The 16842-nt window shown below is 64.1% G+C and carries 12 protein-coding genes; 6 read left to right on the top strand and 6 right to left on the bottom strand.

Translation table 11 applies throughout. The annotated features are described in order from the left end of the window. Positions 1–33 precede the first annotated feature (33 nt). The 3 genes from OXH56_09070 to OXH56_09060 form a co-directional block, all read right to left on the bottom strand. Positions 34–921, bottom strand: coding sequence for a TauD/TfdA family dioxygenase (locus OXH56_09070; GenBank protein ID MCY3555457.1), 888 nt, complete (start codon positions 919–921; stop codon positions 34–36). A gap of 68 nt (positions 922–989) precedes the next feature. Next, positions 990–2054: a hypothetical protein gene (locus OXH56_09065; GenBank protein ID MCY3555456.1), complete on the bottom strand. Its 1065-nt coding sequence runs from the start codon at positions 2052–2054 to the stop codon at positions 990–992. Between the two features lie 6 nt (positions 2055–2060). Further along, positions 2061–3278 (bottom strand): M20/M25/M40 family metallo-hydrolase, encoded by a 1218-nt coding sequence (locus OXH56_09060; GenBank protein MCY3555455.1) that lies wholly within the window; start codon positions 3276–3278, stop codon positions 2061–2063. A gap of 138 nt (positions 3279–3416) precedes the next feature. On the opposite strand from OXH56_09060, the gene lpdA reads away from it, so the two are divergent. The 6 genes from lpdA (at position 3417) to OXH56_09030 (ending at position 9462) form a co-directional block, all read left to right on the top strand. After that, positions 3417–4814 carry a dihydrolipoyl dehydrogenase gene (gene lpdA / locus OXH56_09055; protein ID MCY3555454.1) on the top strand — a complete coding sequence of 466 codons (1398 nt, stop codon included), beginning with the start codon at positions 3417–3419 and terminating at the stop codon, positions 4812–4814. A 227-nt stretch (positions 4815–5041) separates the two neighbouring features. Beyond that, entirely contained in the window at positions 5042–6745 is a 1704-nt protein-coding gene (locus tag OXH56_09050) for a PcfJ domain-containing protein (protein ID MCY3555453.1), read from the top strand. A gap of 299 nt (positions 6746–7044) precedes the next feature. Next, positions 7045–7491, top strand: coding sequence for a hypothetical protein (locus tag OXH56_09045; GenBank protein ID MCY3555452.1), 447 nt, complete (start codon positions 7045–7047; stop codon positions 7489–7491). Continuing rightward, positions 7488–8306, top strand: coding sequence for a phytanoyl-CoA dioxygenase family protein (locus OXH56_09040; protein ID MCY3555451.1), 819 nt, complete (start codon positions 7488–7490; stop codon positions 8304–8306). The genes OXH56_09045 and OXH56_09040 overlap by 4 nt, the downstream gene beginning before the upstream one ends. Positions 8307–8508: 202 nt before the next feature. Further along, on the top strand, positions 8509–8688 hold the full coding sequence (locus OXH56_09035) for a hypothetical protein (protein MCY3555450.1): 180 nt from the start codon (positions 8509–8511) through the stop codon (positions 8686–8688). A 27-nt stretch (positions 8689–8715) separates the two neighbouring features. After that, complete coding sequence (locus tag OXH56_09030; protein MCY3555449.1) at positions 8716–9462, top strand: 2-phosphosulfolactate phosphatase; 747 nt, start codon at positions 8716–8718, stop codon at positions 9460–9462. 11 nt (positions 9463–9473) lie between these two features. Here OXH56_09030 and OXH56_09025 read toward each other — a convergent pair whose 3' ends face one another. From OXH56_09025 to OXH56_09015, 3 genes are read right to left on the bottom strand one after another with little or no spacing between them, the layout of a single operon-like run. Next, positions 9474–10505 (bottom strand): C45 family autoproteolytic acyltransferase/hydrolase, encoded by a 1032-nt coding sequence (locus OXH56_09025; protein ID MCY3555448.1) that lies wholly within the window; start codon positions 10503–10505, stop codon positions 9474–9476. Between the two features lie 17 nt (positions 10506–10522). Continuing rightward, complete coding sequence (locus OXH56_09020; GenBank protein ID MCY3555447.1) at positions 10523–14104, bottom strand: UvrD-helicase domain-containing protein; 3582 nt, start codon at positions 14102–14104, stop codon at positions 10523–10525. Then, positions 14097–16826, bottom strand: coding sequence for a PD-(D/E)XK nuclease family protein (locus tag OXH56_09015; protein MCY3555446.1), 2730 nt, complete (start codon positions 16824–16826; stop codon positions 14097–14099). The genes OXH56_09020 and OXH56_09015 overlap by 8 nt, the downstream gene beginning before the upstream one ends. Between the last annotated feature and the right edge of the window lie 16 nt (positions 16827–16842).

Genomic DNA, 16842 nt, shown 5'->3' with positions numbered 1-16842 from the left:
ATCCTGCCTGTCTTACGTGGCGCTGGAATCCGCTCAGGGCGTAGCCGCCCGTTCCCGCTCGATCATCGGCGGCAGCCCGGTCACGCTGATGCGCCAGAGCAGGCGGCTGTCGCGGGGACTGCTGGCCGGTTCCAGCACCGTGGCCTTGTGCAATGTCGAGAAGGTGTCCCACGCACCGGCATCGCCCACCCTGAAGTCGTACTCGGTCACGTATTGAGGCTTGATGGCGTGGGCGGCCAGTTCATCCAGTAAATCGAAGGCTTCGTCGTCCGGCATGCCGACGATGCCGAAGGAACTGCCGCAGACGCCGTAGAGCGCTTTGCGGCCGGTGACCGGGTGTCGCTTGACCAGGGGATGGTAGACGTTCTCGACCCGGTCCTTCTGGTCCAGCGTCAGTTTTTCCGCCGAGGTCGAGGACTCTTCGTTCATGTCCGCCCGGTTGCCGTAATGATGCAGGACGGACAGGTTGTCGATCCGTTCTTTCATCTTCAAGGGCAGATCGTCGTAGGCGGTCATCTGGTCGGCGAAGTAGGTCGGACAGCCCCCGTCGGGCCATTGCCGGCCGAACACGACCGTGGAACTGTTGGGCGGGTCCTGGTAGGCCACGTCCGTGTGCCAGAAGGCCGCGCCTTCGTAGACGCCGATCGGACGTCCGTCTTCGAAAATGTTGGAGAGGTTGAGGATGGCCGGATGGTTCTCGTGTCGCAGGTGATCCAGGAAATGGGGCTTCTGCGCGCCGAACTCCCTGGTGAAGGCGTCGTAGCGGTCGAAGGTCATTTCCTGGCCGGGGATCACGATCAGGCCATGGATGTGAAACACCCGCAGGATTTCCCGCATGACGTCAGGTTCCAGGGGTTCCGACAGATCGACGCCGGATATCTCCATGCCGAATCCGGGCAGGGGTCTCGTAGATATTCGCATGGCGGTCACATCCTCCGGTTCGTCGTGGCGCTGTCCTTATTGCACTGCACCCTCTCCAATCAGCCGTCCTATGCCGGCGCGCCGTAGGGACTGTCTCGAAACACGGCCTTCAGGTCCCGCGCCCATCCCGATTCAGGCAGAAAGCGCGCGCAGTCATTCCAACCCGATTCGAGGGCTGCGCGGAACAGCGGTTCCGCCGATGACCGCGGCCACGCGCCGATCAGCCGGAACAGCGCGGGCGAGTACGCACCCGGTCTGGGCGATCCAGGCGGTCCGGACTGCCCGTCCGGACTGTCCGTTGCGGCTGGCCCGTCTTTCCCATCCGGCGCAGGCGGACCATCCGCTGCAGCCGGCTTCGGCCGGTTCATGGCGTGGACGGCCGCCGCGTAAAGGCGGTCATCGTATCGAGCCAGCAGTTCGTCGACCGGGGTCTCGCCATCCGGTACGGGTTCGTCCTCCGTCTTGATCAGCAACTGCAACAGGGGCACCATGGCCTCGTCGGGCAGCGCCTCTGCCGGGCACTCGAGCAGGGAGACATAGGCCGCGTCTCGGGTATATTCCGCACCCAGGCTGCCCAGGTGGCCGTACTGATCGCCGACCGGCGGCGGCGTCCCGTACGCTACCGGCGCCAGGGACCGCTCCGGGGGGAGGACCGTTTCCCCGTCCGACGGAAAGATTTCCCGGTAGGCCGTAAGGGTGAGCCGCTTGACCTCGTACGCGTACATGTCGGGGTGGACGTCCTGCACGCGATCCGCGGCGAACAGCAGCCACCCGGGTGCGTGTACTGCCTTGTCCCGGTAGAGTAAGGCGCGGACAGGCTCGGATGCCCCGTCGGCCAGGACACGCAGTTCGTCGGCATCGAGAGGCAGGCCCCGGACGGTACGGTGCGCCACGTCGAACAGTACCGCCACCTTCTTCACATCATTTTCGTCTTCGAGCTTCAACGACGATTTCAGGGTGTGTTCGGCGGCTCTACCAAGCCTTCCCAGCGGTTCGACTACCGCCCAACTGCCCTTTATTTCCGACTGTCCCCTACCGATCCAGCCTCCCCGGTTGAACCAGTTCGCGATCGTTCGAACGAGCAGGATCGCGACCACTATAAATAAGGCGACGATGAGTAGGCGTTGAAACATGATGGGCTAACGCGCGACTCCCAGCATGTCGATCACGATGCCGCAATAGGCTCGCGCGACACGGAGGGTGGACTCGATATTTACGAATTCGTTGGCCTGGCAGGTGTTTCCCCCTTCGGGTCCGTACACCAGCGTCGGGATGCCCCCGGTCACGGCAAAGTGATTCGTGTCGGCCACGCTCCTTGCCAGGGCGTATCGCACCGGCCGGCCGAGTTGCTCCTCGACCCGTTTCCGGGTGGTCTGGACGAACTTCGATCCGGGATCCACGATGTACGGCGCCGGCGCGGGCGTGGGCCGGTCGTCCCACGAGACGCGCCACTCGGACGCGATCGGCAGGGACCGGATCACCGCCTCGATGTCCTCCACGGCCTTGTCGATCGACTGCCCGGGCAGTATGTGCCGGTCGAGGACGACCCGCGCGTGTTCCGGCACGAGGATGATGTTTCTCCCCCCGCTGATTTCGATGACGCAGATCGTGCCGCCGAGTTCGAACTCCTCGTTCCAGCCCAGTTCGATCCGGTCCAGGGCCGTGATGATCGTCGCGGCGTCATGAACGGCGTTGACGCCCTCTCCAGTGTACGCGGCATGGGCCGTCCTGCCCGCCAGGTCGATTTTGATCACGTGACGGCCCCGCGAACCGATGCGCAGGCGTCCCGGCGGCGTGGGTTCGGGAATGAGGCAGCCTTCGCACCCCTCGAGCAGCCCGCTGTCGATCAGGGCGTGGGCGCCCCGGGACCAGTTCTCCTCGTCGGTCGTGGCGGAGACGATCAGGTCGCCGGCCAGTTCCGCCCCGGACCGAACGATGGCCTCCACCGCGGCGAGCACGGCCGCCGCCCCGGCCTTCATGTCGTGCGCGCCGAGTCCGTACAGACATCCGTCTTTGACCACGGGCGACCACGGGTCCGTCTCCCAGCCATCGCACGCATCGAAGGTATCCTGGTGGAAATTGAGCATGAACGCACGGCCGTTCCCGCGGCCGGGAATTCGCACGGCCAGGGTGTCGCCCGAATCCTCCACCGGAATCCGGTGGATCCCGACAAGACCGATCTCGCCGAAAAACCCGTGGAGCATGTCGCCCAGTGCCCGTTCGTTTCCCGTGACCGACGGGATGGCGACGAGCCCTTCGATCAGCTCGGTGATACGCTCGTGTGTGATGGACGTGGTGATGGCTTCCAGGGTCATGTGTCCGGTCGTTTCGATGCGCGCTCCGAGGCCCGTATTCATCGGTCTTCCGCTCCTTTTCATGATACAACGTAAAGCCCTGGCAGACAAGAGAATTATCTTGACATTCAGGGCCTTGCGCCTTAGTTATACCAGCGCTTCAGGGGCTGTTGGAATTCATACATTTTACCGGAGTCAGACATGGCATCAGAGATCTACGACGTGGCAGTGGTCGGCGGCGGGCCCGGGGGGTACGTTTCGGCGATACGGGCGGCCCAACTGGGCTTGAAATCGGTGGTGATCGAGAAGGACAAGCCCGGCGGCGTGTGCCTGAACTGGGGGTGCATTCCCACCAAGGCGCTGCTGAAGAATGCCGAGCTCGTACTGACCCTGCGCCACGCCGAGGATTACGGCATTTCCTGCGACAACCTGCAATTCGACATGGGCAAGGCCGTGCAGCGCAGCCGCAAGGCCGCCGACACACTGGCCGGCGGCATCAAGTTCCTCCTCAAGAAGAACAAGGTGGATCTCGTCAGCGGCCACGGCCGCCTGACTTCGGCCACTTCCATCGACGTGGCGAACGGCAAGGGCGAAACAAAGACCGTAAACGCCCGTTCGATCGTCCTGGCGACGGGTTCGCGCTCCAAGGCGATCCCGGCCGTTCCGGTGGACGGAAAGCGGATCATCACCAGTACCGAGGCCATGCTGATCGAAGAGCCGCCCGGATCGATGACCATCATCGGCGGCGGTGCGATCGGCGTGGAGTTCGCCTACTATTACGCGGCCTACGGCACCGAGGTCACCATCGTCGAGATGCTGCCTCACCTGCTGCCCGTTGAAGACGAGGAAATCAGCGAAACGCTGGAAAAGAGCTTCGCGAAACTGGGCATCGGGATCAAGACCGGGGCGCGCGTCGAATCGGCCGAATCGGGTTCGGACGGCACCTCGGTGACCGTAACCGTCGACGGGGAGGAAGAAACGTTGAAAGCCGACGTCACGCTCCTGGCCATCGGCCGCGACGCGAATATCGAGGATATCGGGCTGGAAGCACTCGGCGTCGAAACCGACCGGGGCTTCATCAAGGTGGATGAGGAGTGCCGGACGACGGTGTCCGGCGTGTATGCCATCGGCGACGTCACGGGCCCGCCCCTCCTCGCCCACAAGGCTTCCGCGGAAGGGATCAACCTGGTGGAGCGGCTCGCGGGCCATCCATCGGCGCCCATCGATCGCGAGAACATCCCCGCGTGCACCTATTGCCAGCCACAGGTCGCCAGCGTCGGCCTTACCGAGGCGCAGGCCGCCGCGGAAGGGCGAGAAATCCAGGTTTTCAGAATGCCCTATCGCTCCAGCGGCAAGGCCGTGGCAGCCGGCCAGACGGACGGCATGGTCAAGCTGATCGCGGACGCGAAGTACGGCGAGATCCTCGGCGCGCACATCATCGGCGCGGACGCCACGGAACTGATCGGGGAGATCTGCACCGCGCGGACGCTGGAATCGACCACCCGGGAACTCCACAAGACCATTCACGCCCACCCCACGCTGTCGGAACTGGTCATGGAAGCCGCCGCCGGGTTGGAAGGCGCGGCAATCCACATCTAGGGCTGCCCGCATGCCTCGCGTGGTTCGTACGGCCCGCTGTTTTCTAGCCGCCTTCGTCCTCATCGCCGGGCCCGTGGTCCTGGGTTGCGATGCCAGCCCCGGCTTTCCCGCAAACAGGCTGTGACCCGGAAGCCGCCGCCGGGCCCGTTCGGGACGTGAAAGCAGTTGCCGAATACATCCGCATTGGTGTACAGTAACGGGAGGACTCAACCTGTACAGGATACGCCATGCCTGAGACCCATCTCGAGGCCGACCCGCGACTGAGCGCACCGATGCGCCGGCATCTCCGTTCGCTTCACCTGGCTACGGTGGAAGCCTACCGGACCTGGTGCCGGGAGAACGGTTTCAACGTCCGGCTCAACAAGACCCTTCCGCAGCGGCGGCGGGAACTGGCCTCGTCGCAAAAGACCACGAAACAGCACCGGATCGACGCGGAACTCGAAGCGCATATCTCCGCCCTGGGCCTGGGCACGGTCGCGGAGTACCAGGCGTGGTGCCAGGCGCACAGCGCCGGAGACGGCCTTCAGAAGAGCAAGGCGCAACGCCGGCATGAGATCCGGATCGAGCAGCAGTCACGCAGCCGGGAGAAAGCCGACCGGTCCTCCGCCAGCCAGCACCGGCGGCGCCGGAAAGACCTGCTGAAGCGGATCGCCGGCGGCGAGGTCGACGACCGGGAACTCACCAGTCCCGTGCTGCTCCGGGTGCGCTACCTCTTTCAGAATGGGCTGCTCGATCCGAAGGCCCGGTCCGCCTTCCTGGCGCTTCTCCTGCACGTCGAAAGACAGGGCAGGCTGTTTCATCTCAAGCCGGTCGTACCCCAATACGGACCGCAGCCGGCCAACAATTTCGTGGACGGGCTGGCGTCGCTGGCCGCCTGGCACGGCCGCTGGATCCGGAAAGTGGAGGCGTGGAAACCGGACAGCCACAACGGCCGGCGGCAGTTCGGCGCGCTGGCGCGCCATCTCCTGGCCGAATACGACGTGCCCGCATGCATGGACACGGCTTTTTTTGCGGGTATGGAATCCGAGGCGAGGACGCGGCAGGACTGGTTCGTTCATGTCGGTACCGGCCAGAACATCCGCAAGGCCGCCATACCACTGCGATTCACCAAGCGCATGGCCCACGAATTCATACTGTCCGCACCGTCCGGATACACGGTGGACATGGCCCTTCGCTGGGCCCAGGTGATCGGGATGGGCGGCGACGACCTGCTGGCGGAGGCGGTGTGCGATTCGATGCTCGGGGAAAGGTTCGAGGACGGGCCGTTCTGGGAGACCGTGCTGCACTTCTTCGTGAACCATCCCATGCTCGACGTGGCGCACGTGGGTCCGATCGTAGACTACGTCCATCACCGGAGGACCGTCGTCCAGGAGCAACGGGATCCGGACGGTACCGTTCGCGCCATCGATCCTCCCGAACCGGATTTCACCATGAAGGGCCGCACGCCCGAATCCATGCTGCGGCGGGTGGACGCCTGGCATCGCGGGTTGAATCGATCTCAGCCCAGGAAACCCCGCCAGTGGGCATCCTGCGGGGTAGATGGATACACGTGGGTGGACGAAGACGAAAGGGCGGGGGAGATCCGGACCTGGCGCATCGAGGAGATCCGCAACAGCCGGGACCTGGCCTACGAGGGCAAGCATATGAAGCACTGCGTGGCCTCGTACCTGACCTCCTGCGCGAATGGGACCCGGTCCATCTGGTCCATGAAGGTCGATTACCTGGGGTCCGGAGCGACCAGAAACGTGCTGACCATCGAACTGCTCAACAACAGGAAGTATATCCGGCAGGTGCGCGGCCGCAGCAACAGCCGGCCCACGGACGCCCACAGCGGCCGCGCGCAGGAAGGCTGGAACGTGCTGACCATGTGGGCGGACCAGGAGGGCCTGACGCTTCCGGGCGCCAGGTCGCGGGCCATGCGCAGGATTTAGCAAAAAAGAAAGCGACGGCATTTGGGCGGCCGCATGGGAAGCGGCAAGGAATGCCGTCGCTTAGATGATTGGATATGCTCCCGCGGGGCGCCGGAGTCATATCGAATCCTTGATCATTGGCGGGCAATCGATCGTGGCCGTGATGCAATCACGTGTTCGATGCCTGCCTGTACTACTCTATTGGACTCCTGAACGCCAAAAAAGATGCATTAAATCGGCCGTAGCCTACGTATTCGCGATCCCGGCCCATGTATTCGCGAACCCGGAAGACCAGGGCCCCACTAGTGCACCCTCGAACAATGCAAATCGAAACGATTACCTTTCTCGCCGCAATTGTGGGGTACGCCGGGTTGACCGCGAATATGGTCCTGGTCGCCGCGGACCGGCACCGGCCGAAATACATGACGCCGGTCGCGCTAATCGTTTTCGCTCATGTCTTAATGATCTGGCTCTTCCGGTACGAATGGGAGATTGACCAGGCCACGAGAAACGGATACGCAGGGTTTGTTATATTCCATGCCGCGTTGCTCGGCATTCTGGCCGCCCCGCTAGTCGGGAACCGGTGGGCGAGGCGGCTCGTGGGCATCTCGTTCCTCGTCGCCGCCATGGGGGCCAGCGGCGCCGTTATGCGTTACGACGAAGTGGCGGTCTACCGGCTGCCCGTTTTCGTTTGCGATCTTGTCGGCCTTTCTGCACTGGCTTATTGGATATACGGGCGGTACAGAACACGGGGGACTTGGCGATGATGAGCCTGGCTGAACAGAAGGCCTTTTTCGAGGAAGAGGGATACCTGGTCGTCGAAGACGTGCTGTCGGGAGACGAACTGGCCGGATGTCGCGAGGAAATCGAACGCCTGCACCGGCTGTCTGCGGAACTCGAATCCGCCGGCGATCCGGCCTCCTCGCAATTCCAGCGCGAGCCCTACGCGAAGGGCGCGAACCGGCCGGACGGCCTGCCCGTGCTGAGGAAAATCGAAAACACGCGGGAAATCTCGCCGTTCTTTCGCGCCCTCTCCGTCCATCCCGGGCTGCTCCGGGTGCTGGGTGAATTGCTCGGTCCCGACCTGCTGCTGTTCCGCAGCACCCTGATGCTCAAACCGGCTTTTCACGGTTCCGCCCACGCGCCGCACCAGGACTCGGCCTACTGGCCCATCGAACCGCCCGCGCTCGTGACCGTCAGCATCGCCCTGAACGACGCCACGACCGAGAACGGCTGTTTCAAAGTCATCCCGCGCAGCCACACCTGGGGTCTGAAAGACTGGGGTCTTATCGCGCAGGCACAGGATGCGGAACCCGCGCACGAGCGCGACCTGCAAAATGCCCCGCAGATCGAGGTGCCGCTGAAGGCCGGCAGCGCACTCTTTTTCCACAGCCTGATGGTACACGGATCCGGCCCCAACCGGTCCCCCCACCCACGCAATACCGCCCTTTACGCTTACTTCCCGCCCCATGTCCGCTACGTTCCCGGCAAAGGCGGCCCCGGGGAGAAAACCTATCCTGTGGCGTGCGGACTGGATGGCAGGAAGACCTTCACGCTGGAGACCGCGGGTCAGAAAGCTTAGGCCCCGGCAGGCGTAAGCCGGCCCGGGGTCATCTTCCCGCAATGAAACAAAAAAAGTGAATTAAACTTCCGTTTGAAATAATAATAAACTATATAGTAACTATACATCCTATTTAATGATGGCATCTCGGTTTGCGCACCGGCTTCCATTCCTGAACGCATCCATTCCTGAGGCCAGTCCGCACCGATTCGGGAGAGACTTCATGCGAAACACGGAAGTACAAGAGACCAACGAGGTACTGAATGAACTGCGTGGCGAGTTGCACGAGGTAGTCATCCTTTTGTCCACGATCGCCCGGCACATCGACGATTTCCGTTACGAGACCCACAAGTTGAACCGGTATCTGCGTAACATGACACGCGAAGAACAGTCGAGCGCCTAGGCCGACCAGCCTGACCGCGAGCTTCCGATGTATTTTGACCAGGGATCTTTCGATATCCGATGCGAGTGGGGCATGGAGGGGCTCCAGGAACTGCTGCCCGTCACCCGGGCCGTAGTCATCGTCGATGTCCTGTCTTTTTCTACCAGTGTGGACATTGCCGCGGGAAACGGCGCGCTGGTCTACCCTTACCGCAGCAGGGACCAATCGGCAGCGGCCTACGCCAGGTCCCGGAATGCCCTGATGGCCAATGCCACGCGGGAATACGAAGGGGGCGGTTATTCACTGTCCCCCTCCTCCCTGCTGGACATCCCAGCCGATACAGCCCTGGTCCTTCCCTCTCCCAATGGGTCTACGCTATCCTTCTCGACCGGTGATACCCCCACTTTCGCCGGTTGTATCCGGAATGCAACGGCCATTGCCGGCGTGCTGCGGCAGTACGAGACCGGCATCAGCATCATCCCCGCGGGTGAGCGCTGGAAGCAACAGCAAACCCTCAGGCCCGCGATCGAGGACCTGATCGGCGCGGGGGCCGTCATTCATGCGCTGGAAGGCACCCGGTCACCGGAAGCCGAAACCGCCGCCCGGGTTTTCGAGGCGTTCAGGGACGACCTGGAATCGGTCCTCAGGGGGTCGGGGTCCGGCAAGGAGTTGATCGGCAGGGGTTTCGCGGAGGATGTGCGGCTTGCCGCGGCGCTGGACGCGAGCCGTTGCGTACCGGTGTTGAAGGACGGAGCGTACCGTTCATATCACGCACCCGGCAGCGCCGATGCGTGATAGCAGGTTCCTCACACTTCGTATGTCTGCCACGTACCCAGACAACCGTGGCCGCGCCGGACGTGTAGCATTCGTTTTTCGGGTTCGGCGATGTATCCTGAAATCGAGTGCATCCCGACTGCGCCGTGCCGGCAGATCCCGCCGGGATCGTTTTCGTGATCGGCCAGTATTTCTTTGATCGTGTCAACGGTGATCGTCCCCCAGCACGCCTCGACAAGTTGCCGGATGCGGTCCAGCCGGGGACAAGAATCTGGCAGGTATCCGCGTTCGTGGCCGGCGAACGCGGGGGTCAGGTAGTGGTTGGTGTGCAGGCAGGCGTCCGGATGAGCGTCCCGGTACCGGGCAATCCCCTCGGGCCGTATTTCCACGGTATCGATGCGTCCCTGTCCGTCGCACAACACCAGGTTGGCGGCCGAACAGGTGCGGTGCCTGGAAAGAAGCTCCACGCAGTCTTCGACCGTCCGCTGCTCCAGGACCAGGCGCTTGATCGGGTAATGGGGCAGTCCCATCCGCCAGGTACATCCATAGAGGGCATTGGCGAAATGGGCCACGCCGTGCTCGTTCATACCGGAATAGCCCAGCTGTCCGGCAAAGGTGAACATCAACGCCCGGGGCCGGCCGTCGCCGGGTTTTACCCGTAACAGCAGCGCGACGTCGGCGTATTCCGGCTCGAGATCCTGATTCTGTCCCGCCAGCGTGTTTCCATCGGCCGTGGCCGACCGCGTCAGCGCGAAGGCGGTGCAGGCTCCGACCGACTGCTGCGCGGCCTCGGCGCGGGCCTGGCACAGGACCGCTTCTTCCAGGCTGATGCCCGCACCCGCCGCCAGCCCTCGCACCTCTTCCGAGAAGGCCGGACTCATGCGCTCCATCAGCGGCCAGAAACCCATGGCGTTCCGGCATAGCGTATCCCGGGACATCCCGGTCAACCGGTCGATCCATCGCAGGTAATTCCGGACGAGACCGGAAGCCTGCGCGCCGTGTTGATATCCCATCTCGTAGCTGCTGCCCTCAACTTCGATCAGCGGGAATGTGTGATCAGGCATAGTATCCTTACCGGGTTTCAACGCGGGTTCCCCGGGTATGTCCACGTCCGCCACCCCTGAAGCATCGGGAAATAGAGACCCAGGCTGACAGGCCCGGATTCCAGCGACTGCAGAACGCTCGCATAGCCCTCCAGCTGGCTTCGGTACCGCTGCTGTTCGTTGTCCAGAAAACCCTCGAGGTCCCCGCCGGTATGGGCGCTGGTCTTGTAGTCGATGATCCAGCGCGTGCCTTCGAAGACGAAGGTCCGGTCCACCACGTATCGTTGGGGGCGGCCGTCGAGGACCGTGGTCAGGGCAAGCTCTCTTTCGTCCTGCGGGTGCCTTGTCAGTATCCAGCGACCCCTTTCGTCGGCAACCGTGTTTCCCAGGGCGGCCAGTGCCCGGGAAACCGCCTCGTCCAGCTTTTCACCGGCCAGTCCTTCCTGCCTGAGCGCCGTGCGAAGTGTATTCTCATTGAATTCCAGGCGATCCGGCGCGTACATGCGCTGCAGCATCTGGTGCACGACGATGCCCACCCGGCGCTGAAGTTCGGTCACCCACTCGAAGGTGGGATGTCCCGACTCGTCGCTGTCGGGATCCGACGGATCGTAGAGCGGTTTGAAGTCGATGTCTTCGGGCGGCGGTCCGGGCGTCCAGTCCGCGACCAGGCGTCGGAGCGGCACCCCCCGGGGTTTCGCCGCGGCTGCGACGCGTTCCGGGTCTTTTCCTGCGTAGTCCTTCAGCGCTTCCATGAACTTCGGCTCCACGGCGTGCCAGATCCTCGCCAGCAACGTCCGCGAACCCGGCGTCTTCAGGGCGTCGTTCTCCGGATCGGGCAGGGCGTGCCCGAGCAGATGCAGACATTGCCGAGCCCTGGTGGCGGCCACGTAGAGCAGCCGGGTCCTTTCGTTCTCGCGCTTTTGCGATTCAATGCGGGCAAGGTAGGCGTAGAGCGGGTCCTTCTCACCGCCGGTGGCGCGAATAGGCGCCAGAAGAAGCCGGGACCGGCCGCCGCGGGCGTATTCGTGCCACATGAGCAGCCTCGGATCCTCCGATCGCGGAACGCGACCCAGGCCGGGCAGGATGACCGTATCGAACTCCAGCCCCTTGGCCCGGTGAATGGTCAGCAGCTGCACGTCCCCGGCGGCTTCGATGTCGGAAGGCGCGAAAAGGCGTGCGACGTCGTCGGCGAAGGCTTTCTCGTCCGGGATCCCCAGACCGTCCTGAACCCGTTCCAGCAGATCGAGAAACGCGGCGGCGTCTTCGCGCTCTGTCCGGGTTTCCAGGCAGTCCGGTCCGCCCAGCGCGGACCAGACGCCCTCCACCAGCCGGCGGACGGGCAACCTTGCGCGGAGGGCGAAGGCATCGGCGAGTACGGGCAAAATGCGGCCGATCCTGGACCGGGCGTCCGGTGACAACCGCTCCCGTCGCACAGGGTCCTGAAGGAGATCCCATACGGCGGACGGGGCGTTGCCTCCAGCCAGGGCGTCGCCTCCGGCCAGGGCTTCGAGGTCCGTCAGCGTGAGGCCGCACCATGGCGCGCGCAGTATGGCCAGCCAGGCCAGCCGGTTGCCGGGATGCAGGAGCGCCCGTGTGAGCGCCAGCAGGTCCCGCACCACCGGGCGGTCCCCCAGGGCGTCGATCTCCACGGCACGGAATCTTATCCCGTTCCTTCTCAGGGCGGAAACGATGCCGGCCAGATGACTGCGGGCGTGGACCAGCACGGCGATGGTCCCGTCCGGTCGCCGCACCTGCGCCTCGGCGATAATTTCGACGACGCGTTCGGCTTCGGCCTCCTGGTCGCGGGCGAGGAAGGGATGGAAGCGGACGCAACTAACGGGATGGTCGGCCTTGAATGCCTCGGAGGGCTCATAGGTCACCGCACCCGAAAGGATGTCCTCGCTCAGGGGGAATGCGTCGCGCAACACGCGGTTGACCCAATCCACGACGGGTGGATGCGAGCGGAAGTTCACCGAAAGCGCGAGAGGGACCGGGTTGACGGCGCCTACGCCGTGCTGCCGGGCCTGGAGGAAAAGCCCTACCTCCGCTTCACGAAAACCGTAGATCGATTGCATGGGATCGCCCACCAGGAACAGCGTCCGGCCATCATCCGGGCGCCAGTCCCTGATCAAGCGGATAAGCAGGCCGTACTGACTCTGGGAGGTGTCCTGGAACTCGTCGATGAGTAGATGCATGATGCGATCATCCAGGTTCCGGGCCAGGTCGGTGGGTGCCTCGTCCGGACCCAGGGCGGCCCGCGCGCGGATGCCGATCTCCGTGAAGTCGACGCATCCCTCTTCCTGGAAGATCTTCCTGAGCTGTCCCACCGCCACGGGAAGCAGGATCATCAGCGCGTTCAGGACGTCCCATTGCCTCTCATCGAAACGGGGAGCGGGCAGGGTGCGCAGCTCGTGCAGCGATTCGGCGGTTTCCGGGTCCAGTTCGATGCGGGCAAGTCGTTCTTTTGCGTCGCGTCCGGCGTCGGTCGGCGGGAATCCCTGGTTGACGTTCAGGGACCGGCGCCGGGTTCCCTGTCCGGTCAGGAGCATCTCCACGATCCCGATCCAGGAAGGGAGGGATTCGGCATCCGACCCTGGAAACCCGGTCATCTCGTGACATGCGTCGATCGCACTCGCCCGGTTGCTCGCACGCAGGTTCGAAGCCGAGAATCGGGCAAGTGCGGCGGTCTCGTCCCTGAATTGCTCGGGAAAACCGGCCCGGACCGCTGCAAGGGCGCTCTCGACAACCTCCCGGAGGGAAGCCTCCAGGTCTGCGCGCAGCGCCTCGGGTCCATGGGACGCCGGGGCATCGCCGGCCACTCCGGTATCGCCGGCCACTCCGGTATCGCCGGCCACTCCGTTATCGCCGGCCGCACCGGATTCGTCGGCCGCTTCGGGCCCGCTGTGGGTCGGGGTTTCGCCGGCCGCACCGGTATCGTCCTCTGTGGTGGGCCTGCCGAATGCCGGAGATTTACGTATCCCACGGTGGTGCCCACTATGGGCTACGTGCCGCATCCACTGGTCCCTGGTACCGAGCATGACGCTCAGTAACTGCTCGACTCGCCCGAAGTGGTTGTCCAGGTGGGCAAGCAGTACGGCCACCGCCCCGGTCACGTCCCCCGGCGTCCCTTCGGCATCCAGCATGGACACCGTCCGGCGAGCCGCGCGAGCGTACAGGTGTCCCGCGTCATCCACCGGCCGGAGCGCCGCGCCCATGCGGGAGACCCAGGGCATCCTGCGCACCAGCATGGCGCAGAGCGAGTCGATCGTCTGGATGCGCAGGCGCGCCGGATGCTCGGTCAACCGCCAGTCCAGCCGGTCGTTCCGGGCAACGGCTTCTCGCGCGAGCTGCCAGGTGTGGGCTTCGTGTGGCGTCGCGGGTCGTGGTCCGGCGGCGCTTCCGAGGGCCGCGACGATGCGATGGCGCATTTCCGCGGCGGCCTTGCGGGTGAAGGTAATGGCCACGACGGCCTCCGGCCGGTCCACCCGGGCCAGCAAGGCCAGGAACCGCTGGATCAGCAACTCGGTTTTGCCGGACCCAGCGGGCGCCTGGACGATGAACGACCGGGCCGTATCGAGCGCCTCGAGACGTTGCTGCTGGTCCGTTGCAGGTTCAACCACGGTCTTCCTCCGGTATCTCCTGATCATCCAGCGCCTGGGCTTCCAGCGGTTCCACCGCTTCCACTGGTACCTCTGCTTCCTCCAGTTCCACCGTCCCCTGGCTTATCCGGCACAGGGACGGCAGTTCGCAGTATCTGCAGGTCTTGGCGGGGTCCTTGGGATCCACGTGCGCCCGGCCTTCCCGGTAGTCGCGACCGAGTTCATCCAGCACCGTTCTCCAGTCGCTTATGGTCTGCGCAATCGGCGGCTGGTTTTCAGGTACCCGGACCCCCGGCGCGATATCCGGAGATTCGGCCAGTCCCCTGAATCCCAGGTCACCCGTCCGCAGCTTCGCGAATAGTACGCCGGCCACCTCGGCTTCCGCGGAAACGGCGTATATTGGCAACTGTGGTTCCTCCGGTCTCGCACCCGCCCAGTCGGCAGGGCCGCATTCCCCGGACTTGTAATCCAGGATGACCAGCTTCCCGTCCTCCAGGCGGTCCACCCGGTCCACCCGGATATTTACCTCGATACCGCCGACTTCAACCGACCGGATTTCCTCCTGGTCGACCACCATGAATGGCTTCCGCTGCCATTCCAGCCCCATCCATTCACCGATGATGCGCACCAGCCTGGCCTGCTCGATCTCCGCAAGACGGGGATTGCGCGCAAGCCGGCCACCCAGGATCCGCCGGACCTCGGGTTCGACGTGCCCTCGTACAAGATCCGCCAACTCCTCCTCCGTCACTGTCAGCAGGTGCCCGTGAGATTTCAGCCGTCCCCAGACCCGTTCGAGCACGCGGTGCAGAAGCCTTCCCCGTTCGAGCGCGTTCAGGCCGGGTTCTGGTTGCTCCAGCGCCCTGGCGCCAAGTCGCAGTTCGGCAAAGGCCTTGAACGGGCAGGCCGCCTGAAGCTTGAACAGGAAGGTCCCGCCCTTGAGCGCCACGTCGTCGCTCGCAGGTCCGTAGTGGTCGTCCAGGACCTCCAGAACGGAAGCGCCGGGGAACCCGTCCTCGTCACCGCGGATCCCTTCCTCGTCTCCGGGCTGCGGAGGGATGCCCAGGCCGTCGGCCGAGGTCTCGGGCAACATGCGAACGAGCGGACTGACGGCCAGGTCCGCATCCTCTTCCCGCTCGGGATAACTGACGACGACGGAAGGCGAGGATGAGAGTAAGCGTGAAGTGTGCATCCGGGTGGACTCGAGTTCCCTTTTCGGCGACGACCTGGGCAGGCCGTAACGGCGTTGAAGGCGTACCGGAATGAACGGGTCGGGCGCGGGATCGGCCGGCCAGGCGCCGTCATGCAGGCCCATTAACCAAAGCCGGTCGAAACGAAAGTCGTAGCTTTCCAATACGCCCAGAATCTGGACGGGGGCCGGTGCGGATTCCGGTTGAAACTGCTGGCTCGAGGCCAGGTTCCTCAGTGCGTCCACAGCGCCGTGAAGCGGAACGCGTCCGAACACGTCGTCCAGGTTGGCCAGATCGGTAAGCGATTTACCCCAGGTTTTAAGGGTCTGGTATTCGATGCTGTCGAGCGTGCGGTCTCCGGGCCATCCAATGTCGCGAAGGAACGCGGAAAGGACCGGCGCCCAGTCACTGGGCAGCCGCGAAGTCTGAAGCGTCCTGTACGTTTCCGTCCAGGTCTCGAGGAGTGTCACGAGTTTGGGACACCGGTCCGCGTCCTTTCGTTTCCGGGCTAGCCTGATTACATCCGCAAAGGACACGTCCGGTGCACCGCCGGCGCGTAGTTCCGCGTCCAGCAAGGCGCGGCTGGTCAACTCTTCAGCAGCCGCGGGTAGAAAGGGGGATCGCAGCACGCGGCCGGCTTGATCGACGGAGAGATCTCCAGGATCGATACCAAGAAACAGGAACGCCGTCTGAATGACGGGATATTCATCGAGCGTACGTCCGAGGTAAATGTTAAAGCACCGCGACGGGTCGAGGTCCGGCCGGAGCCGATTCCGGGGGTGCATCACCTCGCCGAATACACGCTCGATTTCGTCTCTTTGCTGATTCAGATCGGTCACGACGATGCCGATCCGGTACGCCGGGTCGTGCGCGTCCGGATCGCTTTCCAGGCAATGGCGCGCCCATACGGCGGCGGCACGGATCTCCCGCCCGGCATCGGCGTAGCCCACGCGCACGGCATCGCCGGCTTCCTCGGTTTGAGCGCGCTCCCGGACCTTCACGCCGCGGCGTGCAAGGGCGTCGATCAGGCGTTTCTGCACCGGCGATAGCTCGGGAAATCCCGCGAATTCGATCTCCTCGGGCGCCGGTGCCGCTCCCCGGTCGATGAGATCAGCGACCGACGCAGGTAATTCGGCGTTCGAAATCCAGCCGTTGCGTTGGAAGCGTGCCTGAAACGTCCGGGCCCAGTCCAGGAAAGCCCGGGCGTCTTCGGATTCGTTCCACGCCTCGGCGTCGAGTGGTATCGCCCAGCTGCACAGGCGTTCCCAGGATCTGGCGGCGGCCTCCGCCGTCGAGGGAATATCCAGCAGCGAGTCTCCGGCCATGGACCGGATGACGTCTTCCCAGACCAGCCGTTCTTCGGCCATACTAAGCAGGCGGTCCACCGTTGCCGGTTGATCCGAGAACAGCCCGTTCTTCCACGTATCCGATAGCCATGCGGACAGCGGCATAATCTGTTCGGTAGGCCACGAAGTCCGACCCGCCGCCTCCTGATCCCGATCATGGACGAGACGGAGATCGTGTGCGAGGTGGATAGTCTCGGTCAAAATGGTCATAGAGGTAGTACCCTGG

It is taken from the genome of Gemmatimonadota bacterium (assembly GCA_026702745.1).
Classification (GTDB): Bacteria; JAAXHH01; JAAXHH01; order JAAXHH01; family JAAXHH01; genus JAAXHH01.
The sequence above is the reverse complement of the archived record's forward strand: the minus strand, read 5'-3'. Positions and strand labels throughout refer to the sequence as shown.